The 24,374-nt window shown below is 63.3% G+C and carries 26 protein-coding genes and 1 tRNA gene; 13 read left to right on the top strand and 14 right to left on the bottom strand.

Translation table 11 applies throughout. The features are described from left to right. Positions 1–147: 147 nt before the first annotated feature. On the top strand, positions 148–2,256 hold the full coding sequence (gene recG, locus V1280_RS06500; protein WP_334520640.1) for an ATP-dependent DNA helicase RecG: 2,109 nt from the start codon (positions 148–150) through the stop codon (positions 2,254–2,256). On the opposite strand, the gene panE is transcribed toward recG, so the two are convergent. The 5 genes from panE to glmS all read right to left on the bottom strand — a co-directional run bounded on the left by panE (position 2,253) and on the right by glmS (position 7,466). Continuing rightward, positions 2,253–3,182: a 2-dehydropantoate 2-reductase gene (panE, locus tag V1280_RS06505; RefSeq protein WP_334520643.1), complete on the bottom strand. Its 930-nt coding sequence runs from the start codon at positions 3,180–3,182 to the stop codon at positions 2,253–2,255. The genes recG and panE overlap by 4 nt on opposite strands. 138 nt (positions 3,183–3,320) lie before the next feature. Next, positions 3,321–3,590 carry a hypothetical protein gene (locus V1280_RS06510; protein WP_334538204.1) on the bottom strand — a complete coding sequence of 90 codons (270 nt, stop codon included), beginning with the start codon at positions 3,588–3,590 and terminating at the stop codon, positions 3,321–3,323. Positions 3,591–3,811: 221 nt separating this feature from the next. Beyond that, positions 3,812–4,681, bottom strand: a complete 870-nt coding sequence (locus tag V1280_RS06515; protein WP_442895110.1) for a DUF1932 domain-containing protein — start codon at positions 4,679–4,681, stop codon at positions 3,812–3,814. 108 nt (positions 4,682–4,789) lie between these two features. After that, positions 4,790–5,560 carry a DUF502 domain-containing protein gene (locus V1280_RS06520; protein WP_148772624.1) on the bottom strand — a complete coding sequence of 257 codons (771 nt, stop codon included), beginning with the start codon at positions 5,558–5,560 and terminating at the stop codon, positions 4,790–4,792. A gap of 79 nt (positions 5,561–5,639) precedes the next feature. Next, positions 5,640–7,466 carry a glutamine--fructose-6-phosphate transaminase (isomerizing) gene (gene glmS, locus V1280_RS06525; RefSeq protein WP_334520650.1) on the bottom strand — a complete coding sequence of 609 codons (1,827 nt, stop codon included), beginning with the start codon at positions 7,464–7,466 and terminating at the stop codon, positions 5,640–5,642. A gap of 219 nt (positions 7,467–7,685) precedes the next feature. Between glmS and V1280_RS06530 the strand changes: the two genes are divergently transcribed. Further along, positions 7,686–7,916 (top strand): hypothetical protein, encoded by a 231-nt coding sequence (locus V1280_RS06530; RefSeq protein ID WP_334520653.1) that lies wholly within the window; start codon positions 7,686–7,688, stop codon positions 7,914–7,916. An 8-nt stretch (positions 7,917–7,924) separates the two neighbouring features. Here the strand turns inward: V1280_RS06530 and V1280_RS06535 are convergent, their stop codons facing one another. Next, positions 7,925–8,107, bottom strand: a complete 183-nt coding sequence (locus V1280_RS06535) for a hypothetical protein (protein WP_334520656.1) — start codon at positions 8,105–8,107, stop codon at positions 7,925–7,927. Positions 8,108–8,154: 47 nt separating this feature from the next. After that, on the bottom strand, positions 8,155–9,510 hold the full coding sequence (gene glmU / locus V1280_RS06540) for a bifunctional UDP-N-acetylglucosamine diphosphorylase/glucosamine-1-phosphate N-acetyltransferase GlmU (RefSeq protein WP_334520658.1): 1,356 nt from the start codon (positions 9,508–9,510) through the stop codon (positions 8,155–8,157). Positions 9,511–9,690: 180 nt separating this feature from the next. Here glmU and V1280_RS06545 point away from each other — a divergent pair, with 180 nt between their 5' ends. Both V1280_RS06545 and V1280_RS06550 read left to right on the top strand, forming a co-directional pair. After that, complete coding sequence (locus tag V1280_RS06545; protein ID WP_334520660.1) at positions 9,691–11,130, top strand: hypothetical protein; 1,440 nt, start codon at positions 9,691–9,693, stop codon at positions 11,128–11,130. 394 nt (positions 11,131–11,524) lie between these two features. Next, positions 11,525–11,905, top strand: a complete 381-nt coding sequence (locus V1280_RS06550) for a hypothetical protein (protein WP_334520662.1) — start codon at positions 11,525–11,527, stop codon at positions 11,903–11,905. Here the strand turns inward: V1280_RS06550 and V1280_RS06555 are convergent. Beyond that, the gene (locus V1280_RS06555; protein WP_334520664.1) at positions 11,865–13,424 is read right to left on the bottom strand and encodes a glycoside hydrolase family 17 protein; all 1,560 of its coding nucleotides are present in this window, start codon (positions 13,422–13,424) and stop codon (positions 11,865–11,867) included. The two genes, V1280_RS06550 and V1280_RS06555, sit on opposite strands and share 41 nt — an antisense overlap. 329 nt (positions 13,425–13,753) lie before the next feature. Between V1280_RS06555 and V1280_RS06560 the strand changes: the two genes are divergently transcribed. The 3 genes from V1280_RS06560 (at position 13,754) to V1280_RS06570 (ending at position 17,571) form a co-directional block, all read left to right on the top strand. Then, on the top strand, positions 13,754–14,341 hold the full coding sequence (locus V1280_RS06560) for a beta-1-3, beta-1-6-glucan biosynthesis protein (protein WP_334520667.1): 588 nt from the start codon (positions 13,754–13,756) through the stop codon (positions 14,339–14,341). 222 nt (positions 14,342–14,563) lie between these two features. Continuing rightward, positions 14,564–17,224, top strand: coding sequence for a glycosyltransferase (locus tag V1280_RS06565; RefSeq protein ID WP_334520669.1), 2,661 nt, complete (start codon positions 14,564–14,566; stop codon positions 17,222–17,224). Between the two features lie 271 nt (positions 17,225–17,495). After that, positions 17,496–17,571, top strand: a tRNA-Lys gene (locus V1280_RS06570). Between the two features lie 96 nt (positions 17,572–17,667). On the opposite strand, the gene V1280_RS06575 is transcribed toward V1280_RS06570, so the two are convergent. Continuing rightward, positions 17,668–17,868 carry a hypothetical protein gene (locus tag V1280_RS06575; protein ID WP_334520671.1) on the bottom strand — a complete coding sequence of 67 codons (201 nt, stop codon included), beginning with the start codon at positions 17,866–17,868 and terminating at the stop codon, positions 17,668–17,670. A gap of 77 nt (positions 17,869–17,945) precedes the next feature. On the opposite strand from V1280_RS06575, the gene V1280_RS06580 reads away from it, so the two are divergent. Further along, positions 17,946–18,194 carry a hypothetical protein gene (locus tag V1280_RS06580; protein ID WP_334520674.1) on the top strand — a complete coding sequence of 83 codons (249 nt, stop codon included), beginning with the start codon at positions 17,946–17,948 and terminating at the stop codon, positions 18,192–18,194. Positions 18,195–18,442: 248 nt separating this feature from the next. Here the strand turns inward: V1280_RS06580 and V1280_RS06585 are convergent, their stop codons facing one another. From V1280_RS06585 to V1280_RS06595, 3 genes are all read right to left on the bottom strand, one after another. Then, a complete protein-coding gene (locus V1280_RS06585) occupies positions 18,443–18,847 on the bottom strand; it encodes a hypothetical protein (protein WP_334520677.1) in 405 nt (134 codons plus the stop codon). Positions 18,848–18,858: 11 nt separating this feature from the next. Further along, positions 18,859–19,038, bottom strand: coding sequence for a hypothetical protein (locus V1280_RS06590; protein ID WP_334520680.1), 180 nt, complete (start codon positions 19,036–19,038; stop codon positions 18,859–18,861). A 69-nt stretch (positions 19,039–19,107) separates the two neighbouring features. Then, on the bottom strand, positions 19,108–19,302 hold the full coding sequence (locus V1280_RS06595) for a hypothetical protein (RefSeq protein ID WP_334520683.1): 195 nt from the start codon (positions 19,300–19,302) through the stop codon (positions 19,108–19,110). A 619-nt stretch (positions 19,303–19,921) separates the two neighbouring features. On the opposite strand from V1280_RS06595, the gene V1280_RS06600 reads away from it, so the two are divergent. Together V1280_RS06600 and V1280_RS06605 are read left to right on the top strand one after the other, a co-directional pair. After that, positions 19,922–20,101 carry a hypothetical protein gene (locus tag V1280_RS06600; RefSeq protein WP_334520686.1) on the top strand — a complete coding sequence of 60 codons (180 nt, stop codon included), beginning with the start codon at positions 19,922–19,924 and terminating at the stop codon, positions 20,099–20,101. Beyond that, positions 20,098–20,391: a hypothetical protein gene (locus V1280_RS06605; RefSeq protein ID WP_334520689.1), complete on the top strand. Its 294-nt coding sequence runs from the start codon at positions 20,098–20,100 to the stop codon at positions 20,389–20,391. The genes V1280_RS06600 and V1280_RS06605 overlap by 4 nt, the downstream gene beginning before the upstream one ends. A 370-nt stretch (positions 20,392–20,761) precedes the next feature. Here V1280_RS06605 and V1280_RS06610 read toward each other — a convergent pair whose 3' ends face one another. Both V1280_RS06610 and V1280_RS06615 read right to left on the bottom strand, forming a co-directional pair. Next, a complete protein-coding gene (locus tag V1280_RS06610) occupies positions 20,762–20,977 on the bottom strand; it encodes a hypothetical protein (RefSeq protein WP_334520692.1) in 216 nt (71 codons plus the stop codon). Next, positions 20,974–21,804 carry a hypothetical protein gene (locus V1280_RS06615; RefSeq protein ID WP_334520695.1) on the bottom strand — a complete coding sequence of 277 codons (831 nt, stop codon included), beginning with the start codon at positions 21,802–21,804 and terminating at the stop codon, positions 20,974–20,976. The genes V1280_RS06610 and V1280_RS06615 overlap by 4 nt, the downstream gene beginning before the upstream one ends. A gap of 158 nt (positions 21,805–21,962) precedes the next feature. On the opposite strand from V1280_RS06615, the gene V1280_RS06620 reads away from it, so the two are divergent. Genes V1280_RS06620 through V1280_RS06630 form a run of 3 tightly spaced genes read left to right on the top strand, consistent with a single transcriptional unit; the run spans position 21,963 to position 23,627 of the window. Further along, on the top strand, positions 21,963–22,091 hold the full coding sequence (locus V1280_RS06620; protein WP_334520699.1) for a hypothetical protein: 129 nt from the start codon (positions 21,963–21,965) through the stop codon (positions 22,089–22,091). Between the two features lie 21 nt (positions 22,092–22,112). Continuing rightward, on the top strand, positions 22,113–23,333 hold the full coding sequence (locus V1280_RS06625) for a hypothetical protein (protein WP_334520702.1): 1,221 nt from the start codon (positions 22,113–22,115) through the stop codon (positions 23,331–23,333). 30 nt (positions 23,334–23,363) lie between these two features. Further along, a complete protein-coding gene (locus V1280_RS06630; protein ID WP_334520705.1) occupies positions 23,364–23,627 on the top strand; it encodes a hypothetical protein in 264 nt (87 codons plus the stop codon). Positions 23,628–24,374: the final 747 nt, after the last annotated feature.

Here is a 24,374-nt window from a genome sequence, read left to right on the forward strand (position 1 = left end):
CGGGCCGGGGTGATATAGCTACTCGAGCCTGCCGTGTCAGCCCTCGATTTGGCATGGCCCGGTGCCTGCGAAGGACTACGAAAAAAGCCGTGGATGCCCGGCATAAAGCCGGGCATGACGAGCCGAAACGATCCTAGATTCGCATCAATGCGCCCCAGCCTGCTCAATCCGCTGTTTGCTCCCGTGACCAGCCTGTCCGGCGTCGGTCCGAAGCAGGACAAGCTGCTGCAATATCTGCTCAGCCGCAACGAAACGCCGCGGCTGGTCGATCTGCTGCTGCATCTGCCGAGCCAGGTCATCGACCGCCGGGCGCGGCCGAAAATCCGCGACGCTGGTGTGGGAACCATGGTGACGCTGGAGGTCACCGTCGACCGCCACCGCCCGCCCCCGCCACGCAATGCACGCGCGCCGTATCTGGTCTATGCCAGCGACGACACCGGCGACGTCGTGCTGACTTTCTTCCGCGCCAAGCCCGGCTACGTCGAAAAGCTGCTGCCGATGGGCGAGAAGCGCTTCGTCTCCGGCACGCTGCAGATGTATGACGGCATCCCGCAGATCGTGCATCCCGACCGCGTGCTCGACGAGGAGGCGATCTCGAAGCTTTCGGGCATCGACCCCGTCTATCCCCTCACCGAGGGCCTCGCGCTCGGCTCGCTCCGCCGCGCGGTCGCGCAGGCGCTGCAGAAGCTCCCGGCCCTGCCGGAATGGATCAGTCCGGAGGTGCTGCGCCGCTGCAATTTCCCGCCGATCGCGGAAGCGCTCAATCGCGTGCACCAGCCGGTCGAGCTCACGGACATTCTGCCGGACCAGCCGTTCTGGTCGCGCCTCGCCTTTGACGAGCTGCTCGCCGGCCAGCTCGCGCTCGCTTTGATCCGCGCGCAGCTGCGCCGCCCGGCCGGCGTGCGCAATGCCGGCGACGGCCATTTGCGCCACAAGATCATCGACGCCCTGCCCTATGCGCTGACGTCCTCCCAACGCGACGCGGCCGCGGCGATCGCGAACGATCTGCAACAGCCCGTGCGCATGCTGCGTTTGCTCCAGGGCGACGTCGGCTCCGGCAAGACCGTGGTCGCGCTGCTGGCGGCCGCTGCGGTCGCCGAGGTCGGCAAGCAGGCCGCCCTGATGGCGCCGACCGAAATTTTGGCGCGCCAGCACATCAAGACCATCGCCCCGCTCGCCGAGCGCGCGGGCCTACGAGTTGCGATCCTCACCGGCCGTGAAAAAGGCAAGGAGCGGCGCGAGATCATCACAGAGCTCGCCGCGGGCGAGATCGATCTCCTTGTCGGCACCCATGCGCTGATCCAGGACGACGTGATCTTCCACGATCTGGCGCTGGCCATCGTCGACGAGCAGCACCGCTTTGGCGTGCGCGAGCGGCTGGCGCTGACCTCGAAGGGCGAAGCCGTCGACGTGCTGGTGCTGAGCGCCACGCCGATTCCGCGCACGCTGGTGCTGACCTATTTCGGCGACATGGACATCTCTGAGTTGCGCGAAAAGCCCGCCGGTCGCCAGCCGATCGACACCCGCGCCGTCGCCATGAGTAGGCTCAGTGAGGTCATGGACGGCGTCGGCCGCGCGCTCGAGTCCGGCAAGCTGGTGTACTGGATCTGCCCGCTGGTCGAGGAATCCGAGGCTGAAGGCACCGAGCATCTCACCAACGCGACCAAGCGCTTCGAGAGCCTGCAGAAGCGCTTTGGCGACCGCGTCGGCCTCGTCCACGGCCAGATGAAGGGCACCGAGAAGGATCGCGTGATGGGCCAGTTCGCTGCCCACGAGATCGGGCTTCTGGTCGCAACCACCGTGGTCGAGGTCGGCGTCGACGTGCCGGCGGCCACCATCATGGTGATCGAGAATGCCGAACGCTTCGGCCTCGCCCAGCTGCATCAGCTGCGCGGCCGTATCGGGCGCGGCTCGGAGGCTTCGACATGCATTCTGCTCTACAGCGAACCGCTCGGCGAAATGTCGAAGGCGCGGCTGAAAGTGATCCGCGAGACCACCGACGGGTTTCGCATCGCCGAGGAGGATCTGAAGCTGCGCGGCGAAGGCGATGTGCTCGGCGTCCGCCAGAGCGGCCTGCCCGGCTACCGCATCGCGCGCCCGGAGGTGCACGGCCAGCTCATCACGCAGGCTAGAGACGAGGCGCTGCGCATCATGAAGGACGATCCGAAGCTGAAAGGCGAGCGCGGCGAAGCGCTGCGCTGCCTGCTGTATCTCTACGAGCGGGACGAGGCGATCCCGCTGATCGGGGCGGGTTAGCTCGCGGCCCTTCGTCGTCCAACCTCGTAGGCGGCCACATGCGCCCGGGCGATATCCAGCATAGGGGTTTCGATGCCGAGCGCACGGCCCCGATTGGCCATGTCGCCAAGGATGTGTTCCGCCTCGGTCACCGAACCACGTTCGATGTCCCGCAGCATCGACGCCTTCAACGGCGAGTTCTGGGTCGTGAATAGTTTTCGGTCGAACTCGATGAACGGCGCCCGCGGCTCGAAACCGGACGCTGTTGCGACGGCGCAGTGCTCGGCGAACAGGCGGAAGATCGACGCCTCACCGTTCGGCACGGTCAGGATGTCGCCGATGCTTGCGCGCATCAGGCAGGTGATCCCGGCGAGCGTGCTGAGCTGGACGAACTTTTCCCACATGTCCTGCATGATCGTGTCGCTGGCGCGCACGTCGATACCGGGGACCCGGAGCAGCTTCTCCAGAGCCAGCACACGCTCGCTCAACGCCCCCTTGGTCTCGCCGAAGACGATGGTCTGGTTGGCCATGAATTGAACGACGCGACCGTCCGCATCGAGCCCGGCGCTGACATTCGCCAGGCCACCGAGGACGTGCCCGGCGCCGAACCGCGCAGTCAGCGCGTCGATATGTTTCAACCCGTTCAGGATCGGCAAGATCATCGTGCTCGCGCCGACGGCCGGGGCAAACTGGCTCATCGCGTCGTCGAGCGAATAGGCCTTCACGCCAACAAGCACGACGTCGAACGGCTCCTTGAGCTCGTTCGCCAGGACGATCTTCGGCTGCACGGCGAAGTCGCCGTGCGGGCTCGTGACCCTCAACCCATCCCGCCGCAATTGCTCCGCCCGCGCGGACCGCACCAAAAATGTCACGTCGGCGCCCGCTCGGACCAGGCAAGCTCCGTAATAGCCTCCGAGCGCTCCCGCGCCGATCACCAGCACTCTCATTCCAACTCCCGTGTCACGTTGGCGATATTCAGCCATCACCGCATTGCAACGGCAAGCGGATTCAGCTTCCAGCCTGGCGCGGGGGCAATTCGATGGGAGTTTGATGCGGGAGGTCTGGCGCTACAGCGCAGAGCGCGCTCACTCCAGATCCGGACCCGTCTTTGTCGGCTGCGGCGCAGCGTCACGGTCCATGACTGCGCGGCATTCCGGGCTGAGCTCGGATTTATGCTGCATCATGCACGCGGTGATGCGCGGGATGTTCGGGATCTCCGAGCTGCAAAGACGGAGGGCGTCGCTGGTGCACATCTGTTGTGCTTCCGCACTGTAGGCGTGTGCAGCATTGGGCAAGGTCAAAGCGGACGCGGCAAAGGCGATGGCAAAACTGATCTGGCGAAATGAATGAGACATGATCAACCCCGTTGTCGATGGGGCCAACATTAGCCGTGGCGGATTTCCCGACATCTTCGAGACCGGCGCAAATGGGCTTCGCCGCTCGCGCAAACGGCTTCATGAGCGCCGGCCATGCTTCGTCACGCGGGACGCCGCGAAGTCAGCTCACGCGTTCGCGATCCCAAAGCCCACGCTACGGGTCAGCCGAACTGACGTTCTGACCGTGAAATGCCTGCCAATCACGCCTTTTTCGTCCCGATATTGGCGGCAAACGCCTTCAATAGCGACGCATCGACCGCCTCGCCCTTGGCGTCCCCGGCCAGATGCTCGAACCATCTGGCAAAACCCTGGTAGATCTGGCTTGCCGGATGATCCGGCCCGAGGAAGCCGGAAATCTCCTGCATCTCCGCGACCCAGCGATAGGCCTTCGGGATCATGTCGGGCAGCGCGACCTCGAGCCGCGCTAGGATCGCGGGCTGGCTGAGCGCGAGCTCGTCGCGCAGCGCGTCCGCAGCCCCCGCCTTCGTCGCCGCGACCACCATGGCCGAGCCGATCCCGGCGAGACCCTTGACGATGCCGGCGTAGGACATCTTGAGCGCAGAGGCCGCACCCACCGGGCCTTCGACGATGCGCATGTCGAGCCCGAATTCCTTCAGCACCGCGACATCCCTGGCATGTTCGCCCGACATGTAGAACGCCGGGCTCTTGCCGCCCGGCTGCGGCGGGAAGCCGATGATGCCGCCGTCGACGAACGGCGCCTGCGCCGAGCCGATGATCTCCTCGATCCGCCTCACCGTGTCGACATTGACGGCGTTGCAGTCGACCACGACCGGCTTCTTGTTACGCTTCACAATCAATGCGGCGAGCCGCTCGGCCAGCGCCACCGCCTCGCCGGGCGGCACGATCGAGAGGATGATGTCGGCGTCCGCGATCGCCTCGTCCTCGGCGCCGACCATGCCCGCATCCGCGGCCCGTTTCAGCGTCGCCTCGCTTCGCCCCTTCAAGGACGTCAGCACGCGCGCGCCGTTTTCGCTCAGGCGGCGGGCCACCGCGCTGCCCATGGCACCGGGCGCGAGGATCGCGATGGTTTTGGACGTCGACTTGGACATCGGGGCACTCCAGTTCGAATTCCGAGCGTTGGCGCTCAGTTCGACCGGAACATTAGCAGAGGATGCGAACGCCCGCGTGATCCGCGGCCATCCCGCCGCGGAATAGCCCTACTCCGCCTTCGCAGGCTCGGGCCGGAGCGTCGAAGCGTTGGCAATGCGCGCGGCGTTCGCCATGCCGGCGAGCGCGGCTGCCTTTTTTGGATCCGGCGCCGAACCCGGCTGCACCACACCGGCCGACATGATCACCGTCGCCGCGTCCTCGGTGCTCATGTCGACTTCGATGATCTTGCTCTTGGGAACGTAAAAGAAGAATCCGGTGGTCGGGTTCGGCGAGCACGGCAGAAACACCGAGACATGTTCTTCCTGCCCCGGCAGGCTGCGCGCAACGTCCTCGTTCGGCGACTGCGAGATCAGCACGATCGACCACATGCCGGGCGATGGAAACTCCACAAGGCCGACTTTGCGGAAGCTCGAGCCCTTGCCCGAGAACAGCGTCTCGAACACCTGCTTGAGGCCGCGATAGATCGCACGCACCGCCGGGATCCGGCCGAGGAAGGTCTCGCCGACATCGACCAGCGTCCGGCCGATCAGGTTCGCCGCAAGGAAGCCGACCAGCGTCAGCGTGAAGAATGCGACGATCAGTCCCCAGCCGGGAATGACGTACGGCATGTAGGTTTCGGGCCGATAGGCCAGCGGGATGAACGGCCGCACCACGCCATCGACCCAGGTGACGAACCACCAAACCAGATAGAAGGTGATCGCGATCGGCCCCGTGACAATGAGGCCGGTCAGGAAATAATTACGAAAACGGCCCATCAGGCCGGTGTGCGGTTCCGGGGTGGGATCGAGAGGCGCAGGCGCGTCGTCGCGGGGGGTCATTCTGGTTCCAGGTCGGTCGCTTCGTCCAAGCTAGGGGCTTCTAGCAGGTTTTGGAAGAGCGCGGCCTGGTCCCTTCTGCCTATTCCACCGTCACGGATTTCGCGAGATTTCGCGGCTGGTCGACGTCGGTGCCCATCACCACCGCCGTATGGTAGGCGAGCAGCTGCACAGGGACGGCATAGACCATCGGCGTAAAGGCCGCGGCCATGTCGGGCATGACGATGGTGACGAGCGACTCCACCGTCGCCTCCGCCGCACCCTTGGCGTCGGTCATCAGGATGATGTTGCCGCCGCGGGCGGCGACCTCCTGCATGTTGGAGACGGTCTTCTCGAACACGCGGTCGTAGGGCGCGATCACGACGACCGGCATGGTCTCGTCGATCAGCGCGATCGGGCCGTGCTTGAGCTCGCCGGCGGCATAGCCCTCGGCGTGGATGTAGGAGATCTCCTTCAGCTTCAGCGCGCCTTCCAGCGCCAGCGGGTAGCTGGTGCCGCGGCCGAGATAGAGCACATCGCGGGATTTTGCGATCCTGTGCGCGAGCTTCTCGATCTGCAGCTCGGTGGTGAGCGCATCCGACATCAGGCGCGGAATCTCGACCAGGCCGTGCACAAGCTTGGTCTCGTCCTCGTCGGACAATTCGCCGCGGGCCTTGCCGGCCGCAATGGCGAGGTTCGCGAGCACCATCAGCTGGCAGGTGAAGGCCTTGGTCGAGGCGACGCCGATTTCGGGGCCGGCCAGTGTCTGCAGCACCGTCTCGCTTTCGCGCGCGATGGTCGAGGTCGGCACGTTGACGACGGCAATGGTGTGCGCGCCCTCGGCCTTGGCGTAGCGCAGCGCAGCCAGGGTGTCGGCGGTCTCGCCCGATTGCGAGATGAAGATGGCGAGATCGCCCTTGCGCAGCGGCGCTTCCCGGTAGCGGAATTCGGAGGCGACATCGACCTCGACCGGCACGCGCGCAAAACGCTCGAACCAGTATTTTGCGACGATGCCGGCATAGCTTGCGGTGCCGCAGGCCGTGATATTGATGCGCTGGATATCCTTGAAGTCGAACGGCAGCTTGACCGGCAGCGAGACGCGCTCGGTCGCCATGTCGACATAGCGCGCCAGCGTGTGGCCGACCACTTCCGGCTGCTCGTGGATCTCCTTCGCCATGAAGTGGCGGTAATTGGCCTTGTCGACCAGCGAGGTCGAGGCGGCGTGCTTGATCTTGTCGCGCTGGACGGCGTGGCCGTCCTTGTCGAAAATCGCAGCACTCTTATGGGTCAGCACCACCCAGTCGCCGTCCTCGAGATAGCTGATCGTGTCGGTGAACGGGCCGAGCGCGATCGCGTCCGAGCCAAGATACATCTCGCCGTCGCCATAGCCGATCGCCAGTGGCGGGCCGTTGCGGGCGCCGATCATGAGGTCGTCGTCGCCGGCGAAGATGAAGCCGAGCGCGAAGGCGCCGCGCAAGCGCGCCAGCGTCAGCTTGACCGCTTCCACCGGCTTGTTGCCGCGCGTCAGCAGATCGTCGACGAGGTGCAGCACGATCTCGGTGTCGGTCTCGGTGTGAAACACCGTGCCCTTCTTTTCGAGCTCCTCGCGCAGCTCGCGGAAATTCTCGATGATGCCGTTATGGACGACGGCAACGCGTTCGGTCGCGTGCGGATGGGCGTTGTTGACGGTTGGCTTGCCGTGCGTGGCCCAGCGGGTGTGGCCGATGCCGGTCGTGCCCTTCAAGGGCTCGGCTTCCAGCCGCTTCTCCAGATTCTTCAGCTTGCCCTCGGCGCGGCGGCGCTCGAGATGCTTGCCTTCAAGCGTGGCGACACCCGCGGAATCGTAGCCGCGATATTCAAGACGTTTGAGCGAATCCACCAATTGCTCTGCAACCGGCTCGCGCCCGAGAATGCCGACAATCCCGCACATGCGGATCAATATCCCCCAAATCGTCGAAAAATCGCCTAAACGACGCGCTCGGTTTTTAGCGAAGTTCCTAAGGAACCAGATACTCAATAATTATGACGGATTGCGACAGCACTTGGCGACGTCAAGCTTCGCCTATGTCGATGGAGCCGGCTTTAACAGCGCGAATTAACTCGTTGTCAACAAGTTTGGCCAACGATTCCCGCACCGGAGATGAAGGCCATGAAAGCCACGTCCGACCGCAAAGGTCTGCCACCGACATATCTGCTCGCCAGCGAGACCACCGGCACGCACCTCGCGCATTGGCCGCCGCCCCACCGCGCCATGGAGCGTGGCAAGGAAAGCAAGCCCGTCCTCGTCACGCAGGCCGCCGGCGAACCGGCAAAGCGCGCCAGGCCGCGCGGCTGGCGCTTGAGGCGAGCGATGTTCTCGGAAGTCGCCGACGACGACTAGCGGAGGCCTCACCACCCCATCACCACTGCAAACACAAGGAAGCCGGTGAGCCCCCAAAACGCCAGTCCGGTGAACAGCGATGCGAGTTCGTGTTCGTGCGGGCGCCGCACGCCGAGTTGCTGTAGCACCCATCGTCCCGGCGGCGTGATGACGTGCTCGACGAAGAAATCGAATACCTGGAAGTCTTCCATGAGCACGCAGCCCTAGCGACACGGAAAAGCGCCTGGCACCCGACCGCTCATTTCTCGGGCATCTTGCCCTTGGTCTTCATCTCGCGGTAGCGCGCAGCACCACCTTCGCGGATGGTCTGCGGGCTGCGCTCCAGCGCCATCGCATCATCAGGCACGTCGCGTGTGATCACCGAGCCCGAGCCGATATAGGCGCCGTTGCCGATCTTCACGGGTGCCACCAGCGAGGAGTTGGTGCCAACGAAGGCGCCCTGCCCGATCACCGTCTTGTGCTTCTTGAAGCCATCGTAGTTGCAGGTGATGGTGCCGGCGCCGATGTTGGAATTGGCGCCGATGGTGGCGTCGCCAATATAGGAGAGATGGTTGACCTTGACGCCGGCCTCCAGCGTCGCGGCCTTGGTCTCCACGAAATTGCCGATCCGCGCGCCATCGCCGAGCGAGGTGCCGGGACGCAGCCGCGCATAGGGACCGATCGAGACGTTCTTGCCGAGCTTGGTCTCGACGAGATGCGAGAAGGAATGGATCACGGTGCCGTCGGCGATCGACACGCCAGGTCCTATCACCACGAACGGCTCGATGGTGACGTCCTTGCCGAACAATGTGTCGGCGGCGAGATAGACGGTTTCGGGGGCGATCAGCGTGACGCCGGCCTCCATCGCCGCCTTGCGCAGCCGTGCCTGCATCACGCCCTCTGCTTCCGCAAGCTGAGCCTTGGTGTTGATGCCGCGCACTTCGTCCTCGCTGGTTTCGATCACCACGGACTCCCATCCATTGTCGCGGGCGACGCCGACCGCATCGGTCAGGTAATACTCGCCCTTGGAATTCGCATTGCCTATTTTGTCCAGGATCGCGAGCGCGCGGCGGCCGTCGATCGCCATCACGCCGGCATTGCACAGATCGATCTTGCGCTCGTCCGCGTTGGCGTCGGCATGCTCGCGGATCGCGACCAGGCGGGCGCCCTCGACGATGAAGCGGCCATAGCCGGTCGGGTCGGCCGCGCGAAAACCGAGCGCGGCAATCGCAGCGCCTTTCGCGAGCGGCGCACGGAGCCGCGCAAACGTCTCGGCCGAGATCAGCGGCGTATCGCCGAAGGCGATCAGGACGTCGTCCACGCCGCGCGCAATCGCCTCCCGCGCCGCCAGCACCGCATGTGCGGTGCCGAGCCGCTCGGCCTGCACGAAGATGAGCGCGTCGGAGCGGATACGCTTCGCCTCGTCCGCGACTGCCTGGTGATCGGGACCGATCACGACCGCAAGCGCAGTGCCGGTTCCACGCGGTGCGGCACCGAGCACATGGGCGAGCAGCGTCTGGGAAGCTACGGGATGCAGCACTTTCGGCAGGCTGGATCGCATGCGCGTGCCTTCGCCGGCGGCGAGCACGATCGTGAGGCTTGAGCGAGCTGTCATCGCAATCCTGTCCAGTACGGCCGAATCAATCATCACATCCACGGGCGACAAGCCGGTGTCGCCTGAGCTTGTCGCCTTGCTACCCCCGCAAACGCCCGGAATTCAAGTGCGAGTGGGTTTTCCTGTTAATGTTCCCTGATTGATTCGGGGAAGCCAGACAGGGCTGGGCACTATACGTTCATGGCAAAGGATTCCGACCCACTGGCGGACGCCTTCGGCGACAAGGAGACCGGCGGGCTGTTCTCCGGACTTTTGGCCGAGGAAGGCACGTTCGATCGCCGTATGATGTGGCGGCTGGGCTCGTGGGGCGCGACCGCCGTCGGCGCCGTCGTGATTGCCGTGTTGGCCAACCAGGCCCAGCTCGGCTGGCGGCGCGACCAGGTGGCCTCCGCCGATATCGCCCGCCAGTCCGATCGTCTCCAGGTGCTGACCAAGGAAAGCCAGCTCGAGGCCCGTCGCCTCGCCTCCGCCATCGACACTCTGAACACCGATCGCGACCGGCTCTATTCGCGCGTCACGGTGCTCGAGCAGGGGCTTGATTCCGTCACCGGCGCCATCGCCAAGCAGAATACGCCATCGCCGCCGGCTCCTGCGTCGAAGCCGCAGGACACGCCCGTCGCCGCCGCGCAGCCCCCGGCCCCGGATGTCGCACCGGTCGCCTCGACCGCGGCCTCGCTGGTCGACAAGCCGCGCGCAGGTGCCGGCAAGGAGCCCAAGGAAACATCGAAGGAAACATCGAAGGAAGCGTCCAAGGAAACTTCAAAGGACAGTTCGAAAGAGGCTGCGAAGGATCAGCCGGGCCCGCCGCCGCAGAGTGCGGCCGCCGCTTCGCTCGTCCCGCAGTCGCCGCTGACGACGTCGGCACTGCCGATCCTTCCGCTGGTGCCGTCGAAGTCGATCATGGCGCCGCCTGATCAGGCGGCCTCGAAACTGATTCAGCCGGACACCTCAGAGAAGAAACCCGAGGCGGCGCCCGCTCCCACCGAAATCGCCGCGGCTCCAACCAAGCCGCCCGAGGCAACCGAAGCCGAGTCTCCCGCAATCGCAGTCCAGCAGACGCGCTTTGCCATCGATCTCGGCAGTGCGAATTCGGTCGACGGCCTGCGCGCGCTCTGGCGCGGCCTGAGCAAGTCCAATCCGGAGGTCGCAGCACTTCGGCCGATCATCATGATCAAGGAAGGCAATAACGGCCTCGGGATGCAGCTGCGTCTTGGTGCCGGCCCCCTGATCAACGCCGCCGCCGCCGCAAAGCTCTGCGCAGGCCTTGCCGAGAACGACCGCCACTGCGAGACGACCGTGTTCGACGGCCAGCGCCTGTCGATGCGCGGCGGCTCGGACAAGAACCAGGATAAAAACCAGGACAAGGGTTCAGACAAGAACCAGGACAAGAGCTCGGAGAAGAGCCAGGAAAAGAGCCAGGACTCGGTGCCGCAAGCCGAGACCGCCCCGGCGCCCGCGCCCGCCGCCAAGCCGGACAAGCACCGCCGCAGCTACTCCTCCAAGCGCTCGTCAAAGCGTGAGGAGCCCGCACCCGCCCCCGCGCCGCAGCCGGCTGCGGCCGCCGCCAAGCCGGAGACGGCGTCGGCGAGCTCGACGATATCGTCGTTCTTCAGACGGTAGGACTGTCAGGGCTTCCGATTGAACCGCCGGAGCCTCTCGGCTGAGGCTGCGCCGCTCAAAGAATGGCCGCCAACTGGCTGATCTTGATGGCCGCGCAAATGATCATGCCCCAAAGCGCAAAATTGACCTGCAACGCTTCAACCATTGCCAACCTCGCTCGCATCCTCGCAGTCGCGTTCTTGAACGACGTGATCTGCTCCTGATTGGATCTGCGATCACGTCCACGCTTCAAGTCGGATGTTAGGCGACGTTGGAACCCTCGCAAATCCGTAGGGCTACGGTTCTGAGACGTTGGCGTTGCCGCAAATGAGTGCAACGGTCCGCGCAACGGCCCCCGGTGTAAAAATGCCTCGCCCCTGTTGCTCCCTCTCGCCATCCCGACCATATTGCCCGCATGACAAAAAAGCCGTTTCGCCTCACGCCCTATCAGGTGCAGTTTCTCATCGTCGTCGGTTTCGTCACCGTCGGCTGGGCGCTCTATGTGCGCTATCTCGCGATCGAGTTCTCGCAGGTGGCGCTCGCATGCGATGCCGGCTTGCAGACCATGATCTGCAAGGCGCGCGCGGTATCGACATCGCTGTTCAAGAATTCGGTGTTCGGCATCGTCGCGCTGGTGATCGCGACGCTGAACCTGATGCGGCCGTCGATCGTGCTGCTCACGCTCGGCGTGGTCGCAGCCGGCCTCGGCATCGTGCTCTACAACATCGTGCTGTCGGGCCTGGCGATCGGCCTGCTCATCCTTGGCTTTGCTCGGCCCGCGCCCGCCACAGCGTGAGCGCGAACAGGAGATAGATCGCGCAGGTCCACATCGCCTGCCAGTTGTCGCGGCCTTCGTTCAGGATCACGTAGACCGCCGACAGCGCCAGCAGCCCTGCGAACAACGCTTCCGCGATCGGGCGCACGCCGATCTGCGGGCGGTTCAGCATCAACAGCGCGAACGGCACCACCGCCATCGTCAGCGAGGCATAGGGGAAGTCGCGGTAGCGCGGGTCGAACACGAAGCCGAGCGCGGTCTCGGCCGCGATCACCGCCGTCACCGCCAGGGTGAGGCCGAGCACGGCCGAGAGCTTCGACCATTTCCGTGCCTCGCGCGGACCGAGCAGGTCGAGGAAGCTCGGCAGATTGCGGCCGATCACGAGCGCCTGCGCGCAGAAGATCGGCGACAGGATGCCGGCGAGCAGCAGCAGGCCCCATTGCAGCCAGCCGCCCCAGCCGTAGCTCTCGTAAAACATCTTGTCGGCCGCGATCCCGAGCAGGATGCCCGCCGATGTCGCGGAGATGCCGACGCCGAGCCAGGCCGAGAAGCGCGGCGTCCAGGGCCGGCGGCGCAGCGTGATGCCGGCCACCGCGAACACCAGCACGCTGAGGACCATGCCGGCGCCCATGTACCATTTCCAGAACGGGAAATTGCTGATCGGCTCGCCCGGCGGGTATTTCAGCTGCCGCCGTACCGAATCGAACAGGCCCCAATAGCCGCCGACGGTGCCTTCGAGCCGCCGTTTCCACGGCTGGTCGTAGGCCTCGATCAGGTTGACGCGAAACTTCAGGGCCTTCGCGAGCCCCAGGATTTCCGAGACCACGCGCGCCTGGTTGGTGCGTGACGGCAGCGCACCCTCGCGCATGCGGCCTTCGCTCGGCCAGCCGGTCTCGCCGATCAGGATCTCCTTCTCCGGGAACGCCACCGCCATGCGCTCGCGGATCGCCTCGACATGGGACGCTGCGAACTTCGCCTTCACCGGGACATCCTCCCAATAAGGCAGGATATGAATCGTGACGAAGTCGACGGCGTCATAGACCTCGCGGTTCTTCAGCCAGTATTCCCAGACGTCGGCATAGGTCACGGGCACGGTGACCTGCGCCTTCACCGAACGAATGATCGCGGTGAGGTCCGACGTCGTCATCTCTCCGCGCAGCAACACCTCGTTGCCGACGACGAGCGCGGAGATGGTGTCGGGAAATTCCTTGGTGAGGCGGACGGCGGTCGCCACTTGCGCAAAATTCTTGGCGCGATTGCTGCCGAGCCAGATGCCCTGGATCACCTTCAGCCCGCCGATCCTGGTCGCGACCGCGGGCACCTGGTCGAGCCCGTTCTCGATCGAATAGGTGCGGACGCAGTCGGTGATCTCTTTGAGCTGGCGCAAATCCTGCTCGAGCTGGTCGGCCTCGATATGGGTCCATTCGTTCAGCGGCGTCTGGTCGCCGCGGAACGGCGCGTAGGATACGCATTGAACCTTGTCATTGGGATCGATGGGGGCGCGCGCGAGCGTGATCGGCGTGGCAAGCCACCACCACACGGCAGCAATCGCACAGAGGGAGACGAGCAGGAGCGCCAGTGGCGTACGAAGTGAAATAGTTCCGTCCTCCGCGAGGGTCCGTCGATTACCTGCTCGCACGCCGTCTGCCAAGGGGGTGACGCCGGCAAGGCGCTCGCTCTCCCCGGCGAATTGGGCTGCGGCCGTTCGACCGGGCCTTAGGATCGTGACTTTGCTGGACAAAAATCCAATTACAGGTCATTGGATTTTGCGGGACTTTTCCGCCGCATTGGAGACCCATTTGGACGCCATCACGTCGGCGTCTGCGAGGTCTTCCCGCGCGGGCGGACGGCTGAGATATTGGGGAATTCATGCGGCGACGGGTGTTCGAGTTACGAAATGCGGTCCTGCGGCAGTTCGCCGCCATTTTGGCCGTCTCCTCCCTTGTCCTGCTGGCCAGCCTCGGTGGCGCCTCCGCCCAGAGCGGCGCCCCCGACCAGGGCAAGGCCGCCAGCCAGCCCGCCGACGCCGCCAAGGACGCAGCCCAGAACCAGCGCCGCACCGACGAATTCGCCGAAGCCGCCCAGGTCATCAACGGCCCGGCCGGCAACCCCGAATGCGTCTGGCTCGGCCGGCGCGTGGTGCGGCTGATGTGGCGGGATGACCTCGATACCGCGTTCCGCCATCTCGACCTCTATGACCGCTTCGGCTGCCCCGGCGGCCACATCCAGGCGGCGTTCCGCTGCCTGACCCGCTTCGGCGCCCAGATCGATCCCAAGATCGCCGAGACCCTGGACAGCCGCGTGCACGCTTGCTGGATCAACCCGGCCTCCCAGCCGCAGCAGGCGGCGGCCGCAGCCTCGCAGCCTGCAGCGCCGACCACCGGCAACTCGCAGGCCCCGCAGCCGGCCGCGAGCCCCGCACCTGCGGCAAGCCCGTCGCCCGCGCCCCAGAAATAGTCGCGATCGTTTCAGGCTCCGTTCAGGAACGATCGGCGATAGCAACTGAAGGCACTGCCGCGCGTTGACCGGACCGGACAAGGCCATGCCCTGATAAGGACATGAGGCCATGACAGTTGAGAAACCGCGCGGCAGAGGTATGCTCCCTTTGCCGCGGACTTGGTCGGATCTCGGGGTCGGATCCGCTTCCCTGCCCCCTCAGCCCCTTTTGGTTTAGCCGCGATGCGCGTTGTCGCCGCCGTTCTGTTGCTCGTGTCCGTGCTCCACGCCGGCCTCTGGGGAGTCCTGCGCGACAAGGAGCCCGCGCCGGATTTCAACGGCCTGCTGCCAAGCCTCTCCTACACCCCGTTCGAACCCGGCCATGTCGTCGACAACAACGTCGATCCCGACAAGATTCGCGCCGACATGAAAAAGCTCTCCACCATCACGCGTGCCATCCGCTCTTACGGCGCGTCAGAAGGTAACGAATTGGTGCCGCCAATCGCGGCCGAGTTCGGCCTCAAGGTCACAGTCGGCGCGTGGATCAATAAGGACGAGGAGCGCAACGGGCGGGAGATCAAAGCCGCCATCGAGCTTGCCCGCAAGAACAGCAACGTCATCGGCGTCGTGGTCGGCAACGAGGCGATCTTCACCGCCGATCAGAAGGTCGAGGATCTCATCGACAAGATAAAGAAGGTCAAGAGCGCGGTCCGCGTGCCCGTCACCACCGGCGAGATCTGGAACATCTGGCGCGACAATCCGGACCTTGCCTCTAGCGTCGATTTCATCGCCGCCCACGTGCTACCGTATTGGGAGAATTTCCGCTCGGACCAAGCGGTCGATCAGGCCGTAGACCGCTACAATCTCCTGCGCAAACTGTTCTCCGGCAAGCGCATCATGATCGCGGAGTTCGGCTGGCCGAGCGCGGGCTACAATCTGCGCAACGCCGATCCGGGTCCGTTCCAGCAAGCGCTGACGCTGCGCAATTTCGTCAGCCGCGCCAACGCCATGGACATGGATTACAATATCGTCGAGGCCATCGATCAGCCTTGGAAATACTTCGAAGGCGGCGTCGGTCCGTACTGGGGCATCCTCAACGCCAGCCGCGAGCCGAAATTCGCCTGGACCGGCCCGGTCCAGAATCCCGATTATTGGAAGCTGATGACGATCGCGCTGCTGGTCGGCATCCTGTTGTCGCTGCCGATCCTGCGGCTGGAGCAGCCGACCGCCAGGCAGGCGTTCCTGCTGTCGGCCACCGCCAACGGCGTCGGCGCCTGGGCCGCGACCGTGTTCGCGTTCTGGAACGGGCACTATTTCCTGTTCGGCTCGGCCTTCGCGCTGACGCTCGGCATGATTCTCCTTGTTCCTCTCGTCCTGATCGCGATGGCCCGCATCGACGAGATCGCGGCCGTCGCCTTCGGCCGGCCGCCGCAGCGGCTGCTCGCCAAGGGCAAGCCGATCGAGAACGTGCCGGAGAATTACTATCCGAAGGTCTCGATCCACATCCCTGCGTATTTCGAGCCGGTCGAGATGCTGAAGCAGACGCTCGATGCGCTGTCGCGGCTCGACTATCCGAACTACGAATGCGTGGTCATCATCAACAACACGCCCGATCCCGCCTTCTGGCAGCCGATCCAGGATCACTGCCGCGCGCTCGGTGAACGCTTCAAGTTCATCAACGCCGAGAAGGTGCAGGGTTTCAAGGCCGGCGCGTTGCGCATCGCCATGGACCGCACCGCCGTCGATGCCGAGATCATCGGCATTCTCGATGCCGACTATGTCGTCGAGCCCGACTGGCTGAAGGACCTCGTGCCGGCCTTCGCCGACCCGCGCGTCGGCCTGGTGCAGGCGCCGCAGGAGCATCGCGACGGCGATCTGTCAATCATGCACTACATCATGAACGGCGAATATGCCGGCTTCTTCGACATCGGCATGGTCCAGCGCAACGAGCTCAACGCCGTCATCGTGCACGGCACGATGTGCCTGATCCGCCGCGCCGCGATGGACATGGCCGGCGGCTGGTCGAGCGACACGATCTGCGAGGACTCGGACCTCGGGCTTGCGATCCAGGAGCTCGGCTGGACCACCCACTACACCCGCTACCGCTATGGCCAGGGCCTGCTCCCCGACACCTACGAAGCCTTCAAGAAGCAGCGTCACCGCTGGGCCTATGGCGGCCTCCAGATCGTGAAGAAGCACTGGCGGCAGTTCCTGCCGGGCCGGAGCCGGCTGACGCCGGACCAGAAGCGCGAATACGGTCTCGGCTGGCTGAACTGGCTGGGGGCCGAAAGTCTCGGCGTGGTCGTGGCGCTGCTCAACCTCGTCTGGGTGCCGATCGTGGCGTTCGCCGACATCGCCATCCCCGACAAGATTTTGACGCTGCCGATCATCGGCGCCTTCATCGTCTCGCTCGCGCACTTCCTGTCGATGTACCGCGCGCGCGTCGCGATCAAACCCGGCCAGATGCTGGGCGCCATGATCGCCGCGATGAGCGTGCAATGGACGGTGTCGCGCGCGGTCGCGCAAGGGCTGATCACCGAGCACATCGCGTTCGCGCGCACCTCCAAGGGCGGCCTGTCCAGGATGTCGATCGAGTTCCAGGCGTTCTGGGAGGCCGTGATCGGCGCCCTGCTCCTGATCGGCTGCGGCGTGCTGATCGCCTCCAACAGCTTTAGGCAGATCACCGAGATCTACATCTTCGCCGGCGTCCTGGTGCTGCAGAGCCTGCCGTTCCTGGCCGCGGTCGCGATCGCCATCCTCGAGCTCAGCCGCATCAACTCGTTCCAGTTCTGGCGCGACAGCGCGATCCGCACTGCCGAGCTGATCGGCCTGCGCCCCGTCGCCCTGCCGGCGCCGGGCAACGCGCAGCCGGTGCCGAGCGAGGTGCGGCAGGAGGCGAACTGATCTCGGCGTGGGTGGTGGCCGCCAATCAGGTTGAAAATCCCGGGCTAAGCGGCGGAAACGTCGGACGAATCCCCGCCTCTGGCGCGATCTTCGGCCGCCGCGCGCGCTATTGACCTCAGCGCCTCATCCCCCTACACAGCGCGGGCCGAAAGCATGATCCGGAAACAGCCGGTTTTCCCCGCAGCGCTTCAGCCAAACGCGGCGGCAAGACATGCTTTTCCAAATGACCGAAGACGATGGCGATCGATCGTAAAGCCATCAGCGGCCATGGGAGCGCGTAGCTCAGCCGGTAGAGCACGTGACTTTTAATCACGGGGTCCTGGGTTCGAGCCCCAGCGCGCTCACCAACAAAATCAATCACTTACGGCAAACTACCGAACCGACTGAAAAGCCTCGTGTGGGCACTGTGTTGGCAAATCGGTTGCCGGCCTGGGCGGGGTGAGTCAATTTGACTCAGGGGTAACGCTCCCGCCGGAGTCGATCGAGGATTTCACGCCGCAGAGCTTCTGCCGAATAGTCCCCGCCGCCGGATCGGCCGGCTGGGGGACGGCAACATGCTCATCTGGATCGGATGCGGGATCGCTCTCGCGATCGTCGCCCTGCTCGTGCTGGCCGTGCTGACGCGAGGCATCGACGAGATCCATTGAGCCGTGCTCCCGCCCCCTGGTGGCCTGGGTCGAAATTCGCAGTGGCCCAGTTTCGAATCTGGCATAGTCCGGCCATGCCGCATTTGGACACCTGCCAGGGATTGTTGCGACGGCTGATCGCCAAGGGAGACCCTAGCGTCATTCCGTTGGCCGAAAGGGCCGTCAACGAATACCTGGATGTCACGCCGTCGGGGGCCCGCAAGAGCGGCTTGCGTCTCATCCAGCAAGACGTGCTGGCCCAGCGCGACGCCGTTGTTGGAGTCCAACGTTCCTTTGCTGAAACTGTGAACGCCTATATCGAAAAGAAGCTGGCGGAAGAGTAAGGGCCGCCTTCGTCGGCGATAAGCCGCCAGCATAACCGGCGGTTCTTACGCGAATTCAACTCAGCTTGCGCCGCAGCTTCCTGATGATCTCGCGGAGGTCGTCCGCATATTCCTCGATGATGCGTCGAGCCTCCTCCACGCGTGAAGGCTTGGGCTCTGGCGCCTCCTCCTCTCTATGCGTGCCTGGCTCGTCCGATGGGCTCATGGCCAAAGGCTCGCCGAGCACCACCGCTGAGCATTGAGATGGATCAAAGGACGCTGTCGGACGCGTGCTTTTCCACACCCACGACGCGCAGTAGCTCGCGAGCGTTCTGAGCCACCACTAATCGACAATTTGACTCTGGCCGGCGCACCGCTTCGATGGCGGCATGCCCCGCCACAAGCGCCACACGCCTACGCACGCCGACGGCCGGCAGCTCAAGATCACCTTCGGCGAGATGCGACAGATGGGACTGCGCGGCGTGCTGGTCTATTGCCATTGCGGCCACCACATCGCTCTGAATGCGGATGGATGGTCGGACGATTTGAGGCTTTCGGATCTCGAACCGCGGTTCATCTGCCAGAGCTGTGGCAGCCGCGGCGCCGATATCCGGCCAGACTTCGAGCGGGGCAACCAGCGGCTTGCGATCATTGGCGTGAAAGAGAGCCGCCAACCGAGGCGGCCCTAATGTCGCGTGTGGCGCTTGAGGACGGCTATCCGGCGGTCCCGGTGCCAGACTTCTAAGTCGTGGCCGTCCAGCAACTTGGCGGCCTGCTGTTTGGCCTCGTCCTCACCGGCGCAATTTAGCTCGTGCACACCAATGATATGCCCTTCGTCGTCGATGATATAAGCCCGGTAATCCATGGCGACCTTTCCACAATCGGAACGAATTATACCCAACGCTGATCCCCTGAAAAGTCAAAATCGGCCCACTCACTTTGGTGCCGGCAAGTCGGGCGAGCGCAACCAGTCGCTTAAATGCCCGCCGGTCTCGACGATCCTGGCTCGCTTGAGCAAGCTCTCACGTTCCACCCCGGCCGGCAATTGATCCGCCATGGCCTTGAGCTTGGCGGCCTGCTCGGCAATTCGTTCGTCAAGCGACCTGGTCTGTTTCACTCTGCGGCGCATTGCGCACTCCCTCAGCCGTTAATGATCACTCCGTAACGGCCTCAGAAATATTCAGTTCCTGGAAGTGAACCTTGAGACCGGGATTCAGTCCGGGGAGCCTCAGTGCTCGGAAGGCTTCTGTCTTCGAGCCTTGCGCGCCATCTCCATCCACTCTTCTCCGAGCTTCAGCCAAGCTTCCTTATCGACCTCGCGCGTGGCCCTCCCAGCCTCATCTAGGCAGACCTGGGCTTGCTGAACGTATCTTGCAAAATCAGCTTCGCTCATCGGGACCAATGCGGCCGCGAAAGGAAGGTGCCTAACAAAAGTAAGCCGCAGGCGCTGCTTGAGACAGATCCTGCGGCCTGTGCCGCGACGTTCCGCACGATCGAAGCGCCACGCGAAGTTGCTAGCACAGAGGCACTCGAGGTCAGCTTCTTGATGATCCCGCTGAAGATCAGGTTGGTCGCCAACGACGGCCCCGGCCGGGGGGCTTTTGAGGTGGTAGAGGCCGGGGCCGCTGGAGGTGCTTGGACCTTGGGCAAGGTCCAAGAGTCCAGAGCCTAGGAGAAAGCGGCAATCAGCACTGTTCGCTTCCGCACATTGGCGATAGGGTTCCATTCGCGGGAACGGAGTTGCTGCGATGAAAGACATGCAGGCTCACTTGGAAAAGCTCCGCACGGATGCAGCCGAGTGCGCGCTGATCCGAGATCTGGCGACCGATCCAAAGAAGCGAGATCTGTTCACCCGGCTGGCGGATCACCTAAGCGTGCTCGCCGCCGAGGTCGAGCGTGCGATTGCGGAGGGTTTGAGCAAGGGATGACTGGTGGCTGGGGGCGGCCGTTCGAGGAGCCGATCGTGGTCGACGGCCGCGAGCTGGTGACGCTGCGCGATGCAGGCGAGTACATTGCCGCGCTGCCGAAGAAGGAGCACGCCGCGTCGGAGTGGCAAGCAGCGATGCAAGCGCTGATCCTGGTCGCCGAGCGCGGCGGACCGACGATGCTCGCCCGGATCGGCATCATGCGGGCGTTGAACCGACACCACGTCCCGGAGTTCAACCCGAAGGGCAAAGAGCCGCATTGGGGCCGGCGCAAGCTGAAGCGGGATCAATGACCGTCTTCAAAATGGGGAAAGGCCGCAGGGTGGTTCCAGCCCCCACTGCGGCCATCCCGGATAACCTTGCAAATTGATGAGTACTTAAATCGCGCCGGTGTTCTCACAGTAGAACACCCCATTCCGAAAATGGAGTCGGTATAACTACCGGAATCCGTTTTCCTACGTATTGTGGCCAAATAGCCAACATGGCAGGGCTCTCTTTCCAGCCCCCGATGCTCCCGGCTGCCGATCCAATTGCGGATTAGAGCGCAGGGAGTGCTAGGCCCGCCAGGTGACCGGCGGGCCTTTTGCTGTCACCGCCTCAACCGTCTGCGGTGCGTCATCAATCGCTGCCGGTCGTGCTTCCTGTGCAGTCTGGGGCGGCGCTTCATGCGGCATCCCGCTGAGATAGGCTATTAATCAGCTCCTCGACGCGCCGGAGAATGTCGACGCAGCAAAAGACAAGTTGGTCCCCTTCGCGCCGCTGGATGTGAAAGTAGCCCTCCTGCGCGCCATGGGCGTCCATGTCTTCGCAGACGAGCCCCGCAGCAAATTCTGCCATAAACCTTAGTGGCACCAGATGGTCGTCGACGATATTGCTCATTGCTGCGGCCTCCGGTTGCGAGCCTCGAGGCCGGCAAGCGTGCCGCCCCTCAACAGGTCGAGCGCCTGATCGATCGTCTTGCCCTCCTCAAGCACGTGATGATTGAGGAATCCTCGCAGGTGGCCGACGAACTGATCGAAGGTCGGCGCGTCTTTTCGGCTCCGCTTACGCTTCTCGGTCGGAAACTCGTCGCCCATCTTCCGAAGCCGCATCGTCAAAGCCAAAAGAAACCTGTCGATCCACGGCTTGCCGTTGATCTTTTCTGGCAGATAAGGGCTGCCGTAGGTGCAGCCGTCCCAGTCGATCAGGAGCTTGCGAAGGTATGTCGTCCACCGCGCGAGCCCGGTCCTCGTCGTGGGAACCGAGAGTATCAAGCAACGCGCGGCGAACATCATTTCATCACACGCCCGCGCGGTGGCTCGGTGCAACCGAGCGAACTCTTCGCGGGTGACCTTGCCCTCGGCATCATTCTCGGCGTCGACGCAGCGATCAAAGATGGCCGCCGCTTCGCGGTGCTCGGCGATGCGGATGTAGACGTCATCCCCACCTTGGGCCGGCATCCTCAACGGCACTCCGCTGTAAGATGCCACAACGGCCGGTGCCTGCGCCTTCGCGGCGCGCTCCTCCGGTGTGCCGTTCTTGGAGCGCCGTGGCTTCCGGGAGTGGATGATCCGGCGCGTGACGCTGTACGGCAGCGCCTGGACGTCGGCGACGTTCTCAGGCGGCAGGACGGCAGGGCGGGACGCTCTGCGCGCGGACAGGTCGATGATGTTGCTTGCAGACGAGTTTAAGGGTGGCGTGCTAACACGCGGATCAGCCTCGATCATGTTGATAAGTGCCCTTCGTGGTTGGGGTTAGAGCCGAGTCCGGAAGTGTCAGCTTCCGCTCGGCTCGATTTTAGGGTAATGCCTAAAATATGAAGAAGTCAATAAAGGTAATGCCCAAAAAGCGGAGAGGCCGACCTGCCACGGGGAAGGATCCACAGGTGGTAGTTCGCATGCCGGCGCCGTTGATCGCCGAGGTCGACGCCTGGGGCGAAGCCAATGATACGATCCGCTCCGAAGCGATCCGCCGCCTGGTCGAGATCGGGCTGAAGGCGAAGATCCAGGGCTGAAATGGCGGAGGCGATCGGCAAGTGGCTGGACATTTTACGAGCCCAAAGCTGTGGCTCGCCCAAGCACGGGAAGATCTGCACGACTTCAATCGCCGAGAGAGGGTGACGCTCTCTAAGAGCAATACCTACACGCCGTTTGAAGATTTGGACCGACGCCCGGGTTTCAAGGTCGTTGGGGTAAAAGTTACCGACGTACCCGAAACACTTAGCACGAAGGCCACTCAAATCGTGACTTCTCTTCGAAGCGCGCTTGATCAGGCAACGTGGCAGGCCTCGATCCTTTTGGGAGCAAAAGAGAAGGAGAGGATCTACTTCCCGATCGCTAAATCTAAGCAATCCTTCGAGGATATGTTCAAAGGAAAGGGAAGCGCGATGAATATCCCTTCCCAGCTTCACCCGTCTTTGAAAGCTCTCGGGGGATTTCCCGGCGGCAACGATCTGCTTTACGCGCTGTCAGCAATTTCCAATCCTGGCAAGCACACGAAGACTTATAGAGTCGGCGTGGAAATTTCCGAAATGGACTTTGGCGGCTTTGGCGATATCGTGGAGGCGGCGATGCCACCGCGCTTCGATGCCGAGAGGAAGGAGTTTGTGTTCTATGTCACAACGATCTCCGGCGGCTTCAACCACAAGATTGAAATAGTTCCGCACGTTGTGTTCGCTGACGCTCCCATCGTCAAAAGATCGCTCAGTGGCGCATGTTCTGGATCAAATGGTAGGAATGGCAAACGGAATTGTGTCAGGGATCGAAGCAGAATCGGACAAAATTCGAGGTCAAAGCAAACCATAATGCCATTGCGCTCGCCCTTTGGTTGCGGTTGGATGCCTCTGGGCAGGGAAATGACCATGCGCAATCTGGCAATCGTGGTGCTGGGCGCCGCGCTGACCGGCGGTCCCGCAGCGGCGGATGACAACATCATCTCTGATGCCGTCCGATGTAGCAAAGCTGCGTTGAGACAGTACGCACTAGCGACCTCAGAACCCGCAGAAAAGGTGGCCGACGCGGCGTTCGACAAATGCGCCGAGAAATGGAGCCAGGCAGCTGAGTTGGCTGGAAAGGACCCGCAGGTCGCCAGCATGACGGCGCAGGCGCAGGCCACTTGCATCAAGAAGCTGGGGGCGGATGCCTGTCCGCCCGCGATGCCATTTAGCTTTTACTACATGGAAGCGGCAAAGCGGACGTTTAGGCATGACGCCATTATTGAGGTTTTCGATGCGCGAGCCGAAGCCGCAAAAAAGTAAGACTGTCCGCGACAATGGGGATTTTCCTGCGTGAACTCTACTAACCGCATCGGGCCGCACCGTGATAGCAAATGGGATCCGACGACGAACGAGGTAGAATATTTCCGAATTGGTCGCGGCTCCATTGTCGACTATCAAGTTCAACTGCGCTGGAGTGTTTTGTTCGGCGACGTGGAAATCATCAGCGGCAAACCCGTGGTTCCCTTTTTGCGTGAAGCAGCGCGCGAGGTCGGTGGTGTTATTGCCGGGATCAAAGATGCAACCGCCGAAATCGTGCGCGACCAAGATTCGTAGGGCGACACCAGCGAACGTGATGCCGCAGAAAACGGAGGCGTTCTCATTGAGAAAGAGAAGCCAAGCATATCTAGCTAGAAAGGCCGCAGAACGGAAAGCAGTACAAGAAGCACGGCAACAAGCCCTCCCGAAGTCAGAACAATTGCCAAGAGAATATCCGCGCTGGTTTCGAGTGGCCAAATGGATTTTTGGCTCGTTGATACTTGGTGGATTGAGTTTTGGGGCGTCCGTGTACCAAATATGGGGCGGCCCTCCGTGGCCGACTGAGCCATCTGTTTCGGCTGGCCCGCCGTCTTTCGGCGCAGCATTTGACGTTCCTTTCAGGGTAGAAAATAAAAGTGTCTTCTTCTCGCTGACGGGGTTGCGGCTGAAGTGCAAAGTAGATGGCGTGCTTCCTGGTGCCAACACATTCAGGGACAACTCCTTTAGCGCGAAGGGGATGAATGCAATCGCACCCCAGTCATCTGCGCCGTACACGTGCCCCCTTCGTGGGGCGATTAGCATTAACGGGACTGAAGTGACTGACACCATCAGGCAAGCGCGCGTGACGGTTATTGTCCAATACAACAGGCGCATTCTCGGGGGCATCGCGACTGCGGAAACGGGACCATATTGGTGGAACGAAAAGACTACGCCTCCGCACTGGGAATATGGCGCACCCCTTAAATAATCTGCGGGGACGAAAAGGGAAACTCCCCACAAGTCAAGCCCCAGATAATAGCCTTCGCGAGATCCCAGAATGGCCCT

This window comes from Bradyrhizobium sp. AZCC 2230 (assembly GCF_036924495.1).
GTDB lineage: Bacteria > Pseudomonadota > Alphaproteobacteria > Rhizobiales > Xanthobacteraceae > Bradyrhizobium > Bradyrhizobium rifense.

What these genes read in the sequence shown, in the direction of transcription:
- V1280_RS06530 (WP_334520653.1), top strand. Translation starts at nt 7,686, where the DNA reads ATGAAAGCCACGTCCGACCGCAAAGGTCTGCCACCGACATATCTGCTC.
- V1280_RS06600 (WP_334520686.1), top strand. Translation starts at nt 19,922, where the DNA reads ATGAAAGACATGCAGGCTCACTTGGAAAAGCTCCGCACGGATGCAGCC.
- V1280_RS06565 (WP_334520669.1), top strand. Translation starts at nt 14,564, where the DNA reads ATGCGCGTTGTCGCCGCCGTTCTGTTGCTCGTGTCCGTGCTCCACGCC.
- V1280_RS06535 (WP_334520656.1), bottom strand. Translation starts at nt 8,107, where the DNA reads ATGGAAGACTTCCAGGTATTCGATTTCTTCGTCGAGCACGTCATCACG.
- V1280_RS06595 (WP_334520683.1), bottom strand. Translation starts at nt 19,302, where the DNA reads ATGCGCCGCAGAGTGAAACAGACCAGGTCGCTTGACGAACGAATTGCC.
- panE (WP_334520643.1), bottom strand. Translation starts at nt 3,182, where the DNA reads ATGAGAGTGCTGGTGATCGGCGCGGGAGCGCTCGGAGGCTATTACGGA.
- V1280_RS06580 (WP_334520674.1), top strand. Translation starts at nt 17,946, where the DNA reads ATGCCGCATTTGGACACCTGCCAGGGATTGTTGCGACGGCTGATCGCC.
- V1280_RS06610 (WP_334520692.1), bottom strand. Translation starts at nt 20,977, where the DNA reads ATGAGCAATATCGTCGACGACCATCTGGTGCCACTAAGGTTTATGGCA.
- V1280_RS06560 (WP_334520667.1), top strand. Translation starts at nt 13,754, where the DNA reads ATGCGGCGACGGGTGTTCGAGTTACGAAATGCGGTCCTGCGGCAGTTC.
- recG (WP_334520640.1), top strand. Translation starts at nt 148, where the DNA reads ATGCGCCCCAGCCTGCTCAATCCGCTGTTTGCTCCCGTGACCAGCCTG.
- V1280_RS06510 (WP_334538204.1), bottom strand. Translation starts at nt 3,590, where the DNA reads ATGTCTCATTCATTTCGCCAGATCAGTTTTGCCATCGCCTTTGCCGCG.
- glmU (WP_334520658.1), bottom strand. Translation starts at nt 9,510, where the DNA reads ATGACAGCTCGCTCAAGCCTCACGATCGTGCTCGCCGCCGGCGAAGGC.
- V1280_RS06575 (WP_334520671.1), bottom strand. Translation starts at nt 17,868, where the DNA reads ATGGATCTCGTCGATGCCTCGCGTCAGCACGGCCAGCACGAGCAGGGC.
- V1280_RS06520 (WP_148772624.1), bottom strand. Translation starts at nt 5,560, where the DNA reads ATGACCCCCCGCGACGACGCGCCTGCGCCTCTCGATCCCACCCCGGAA.
- V1280_RS06550 (WP_334520662.1), top strand. Translation starts at nt 11,525, where the DNA reads ATGACAAAAAAGCCGTTTCGCCTCACGCCCTATCAGGTGCAGTTTCTC.
- V1280_RS06615 (WP_334520695.1), bottom strand. Translation starts at nt 21,804, where the DNA reads ATGATCGAGGCTGATCCGCGTGTTAGCACGCCACCCTTAAACTCGTCT.
- V1280_RS06605 (WP_334520689.1), top strand. Translation starts at nt 20,098, where the DNA reads ATGACTGGTGGCTGGGGGCGGCCGTTCGAGGAGCCGATCGTGGTCGAC.
- V1280_RS06590 (WP_334520680.1), bottom strand. Translation starts at nt 19,038, where the DNA reads ATGGATTACCGGGCTTATATCATCGACGACGAAGGGCATATCATTGGT.
- V1280_RS06515 (WP_442895110.1), bottom strand. Translation starts at nt 4,681, where the DNA reads ATGTCCAAGTCGACGTCCAAAACCATCGCGATCCTCGCGCCCGGTGCC.
- V1280_RS06545 (WP_334520660.1), top strand. Translation starts at nt 9,691, where the DNA reads ATGGCAAAGGATTCCGACCCACTGGCGGACGCCTTCGGCGACAAGGAG.
- glmS (WP_334520650.1), bottom strand. Translation starts at nt 7,466, where the DNA reads ATGTGCGGGATTGTCGGCATTCTCGGGCGCGAGCCGGTTGCAGAGCAA.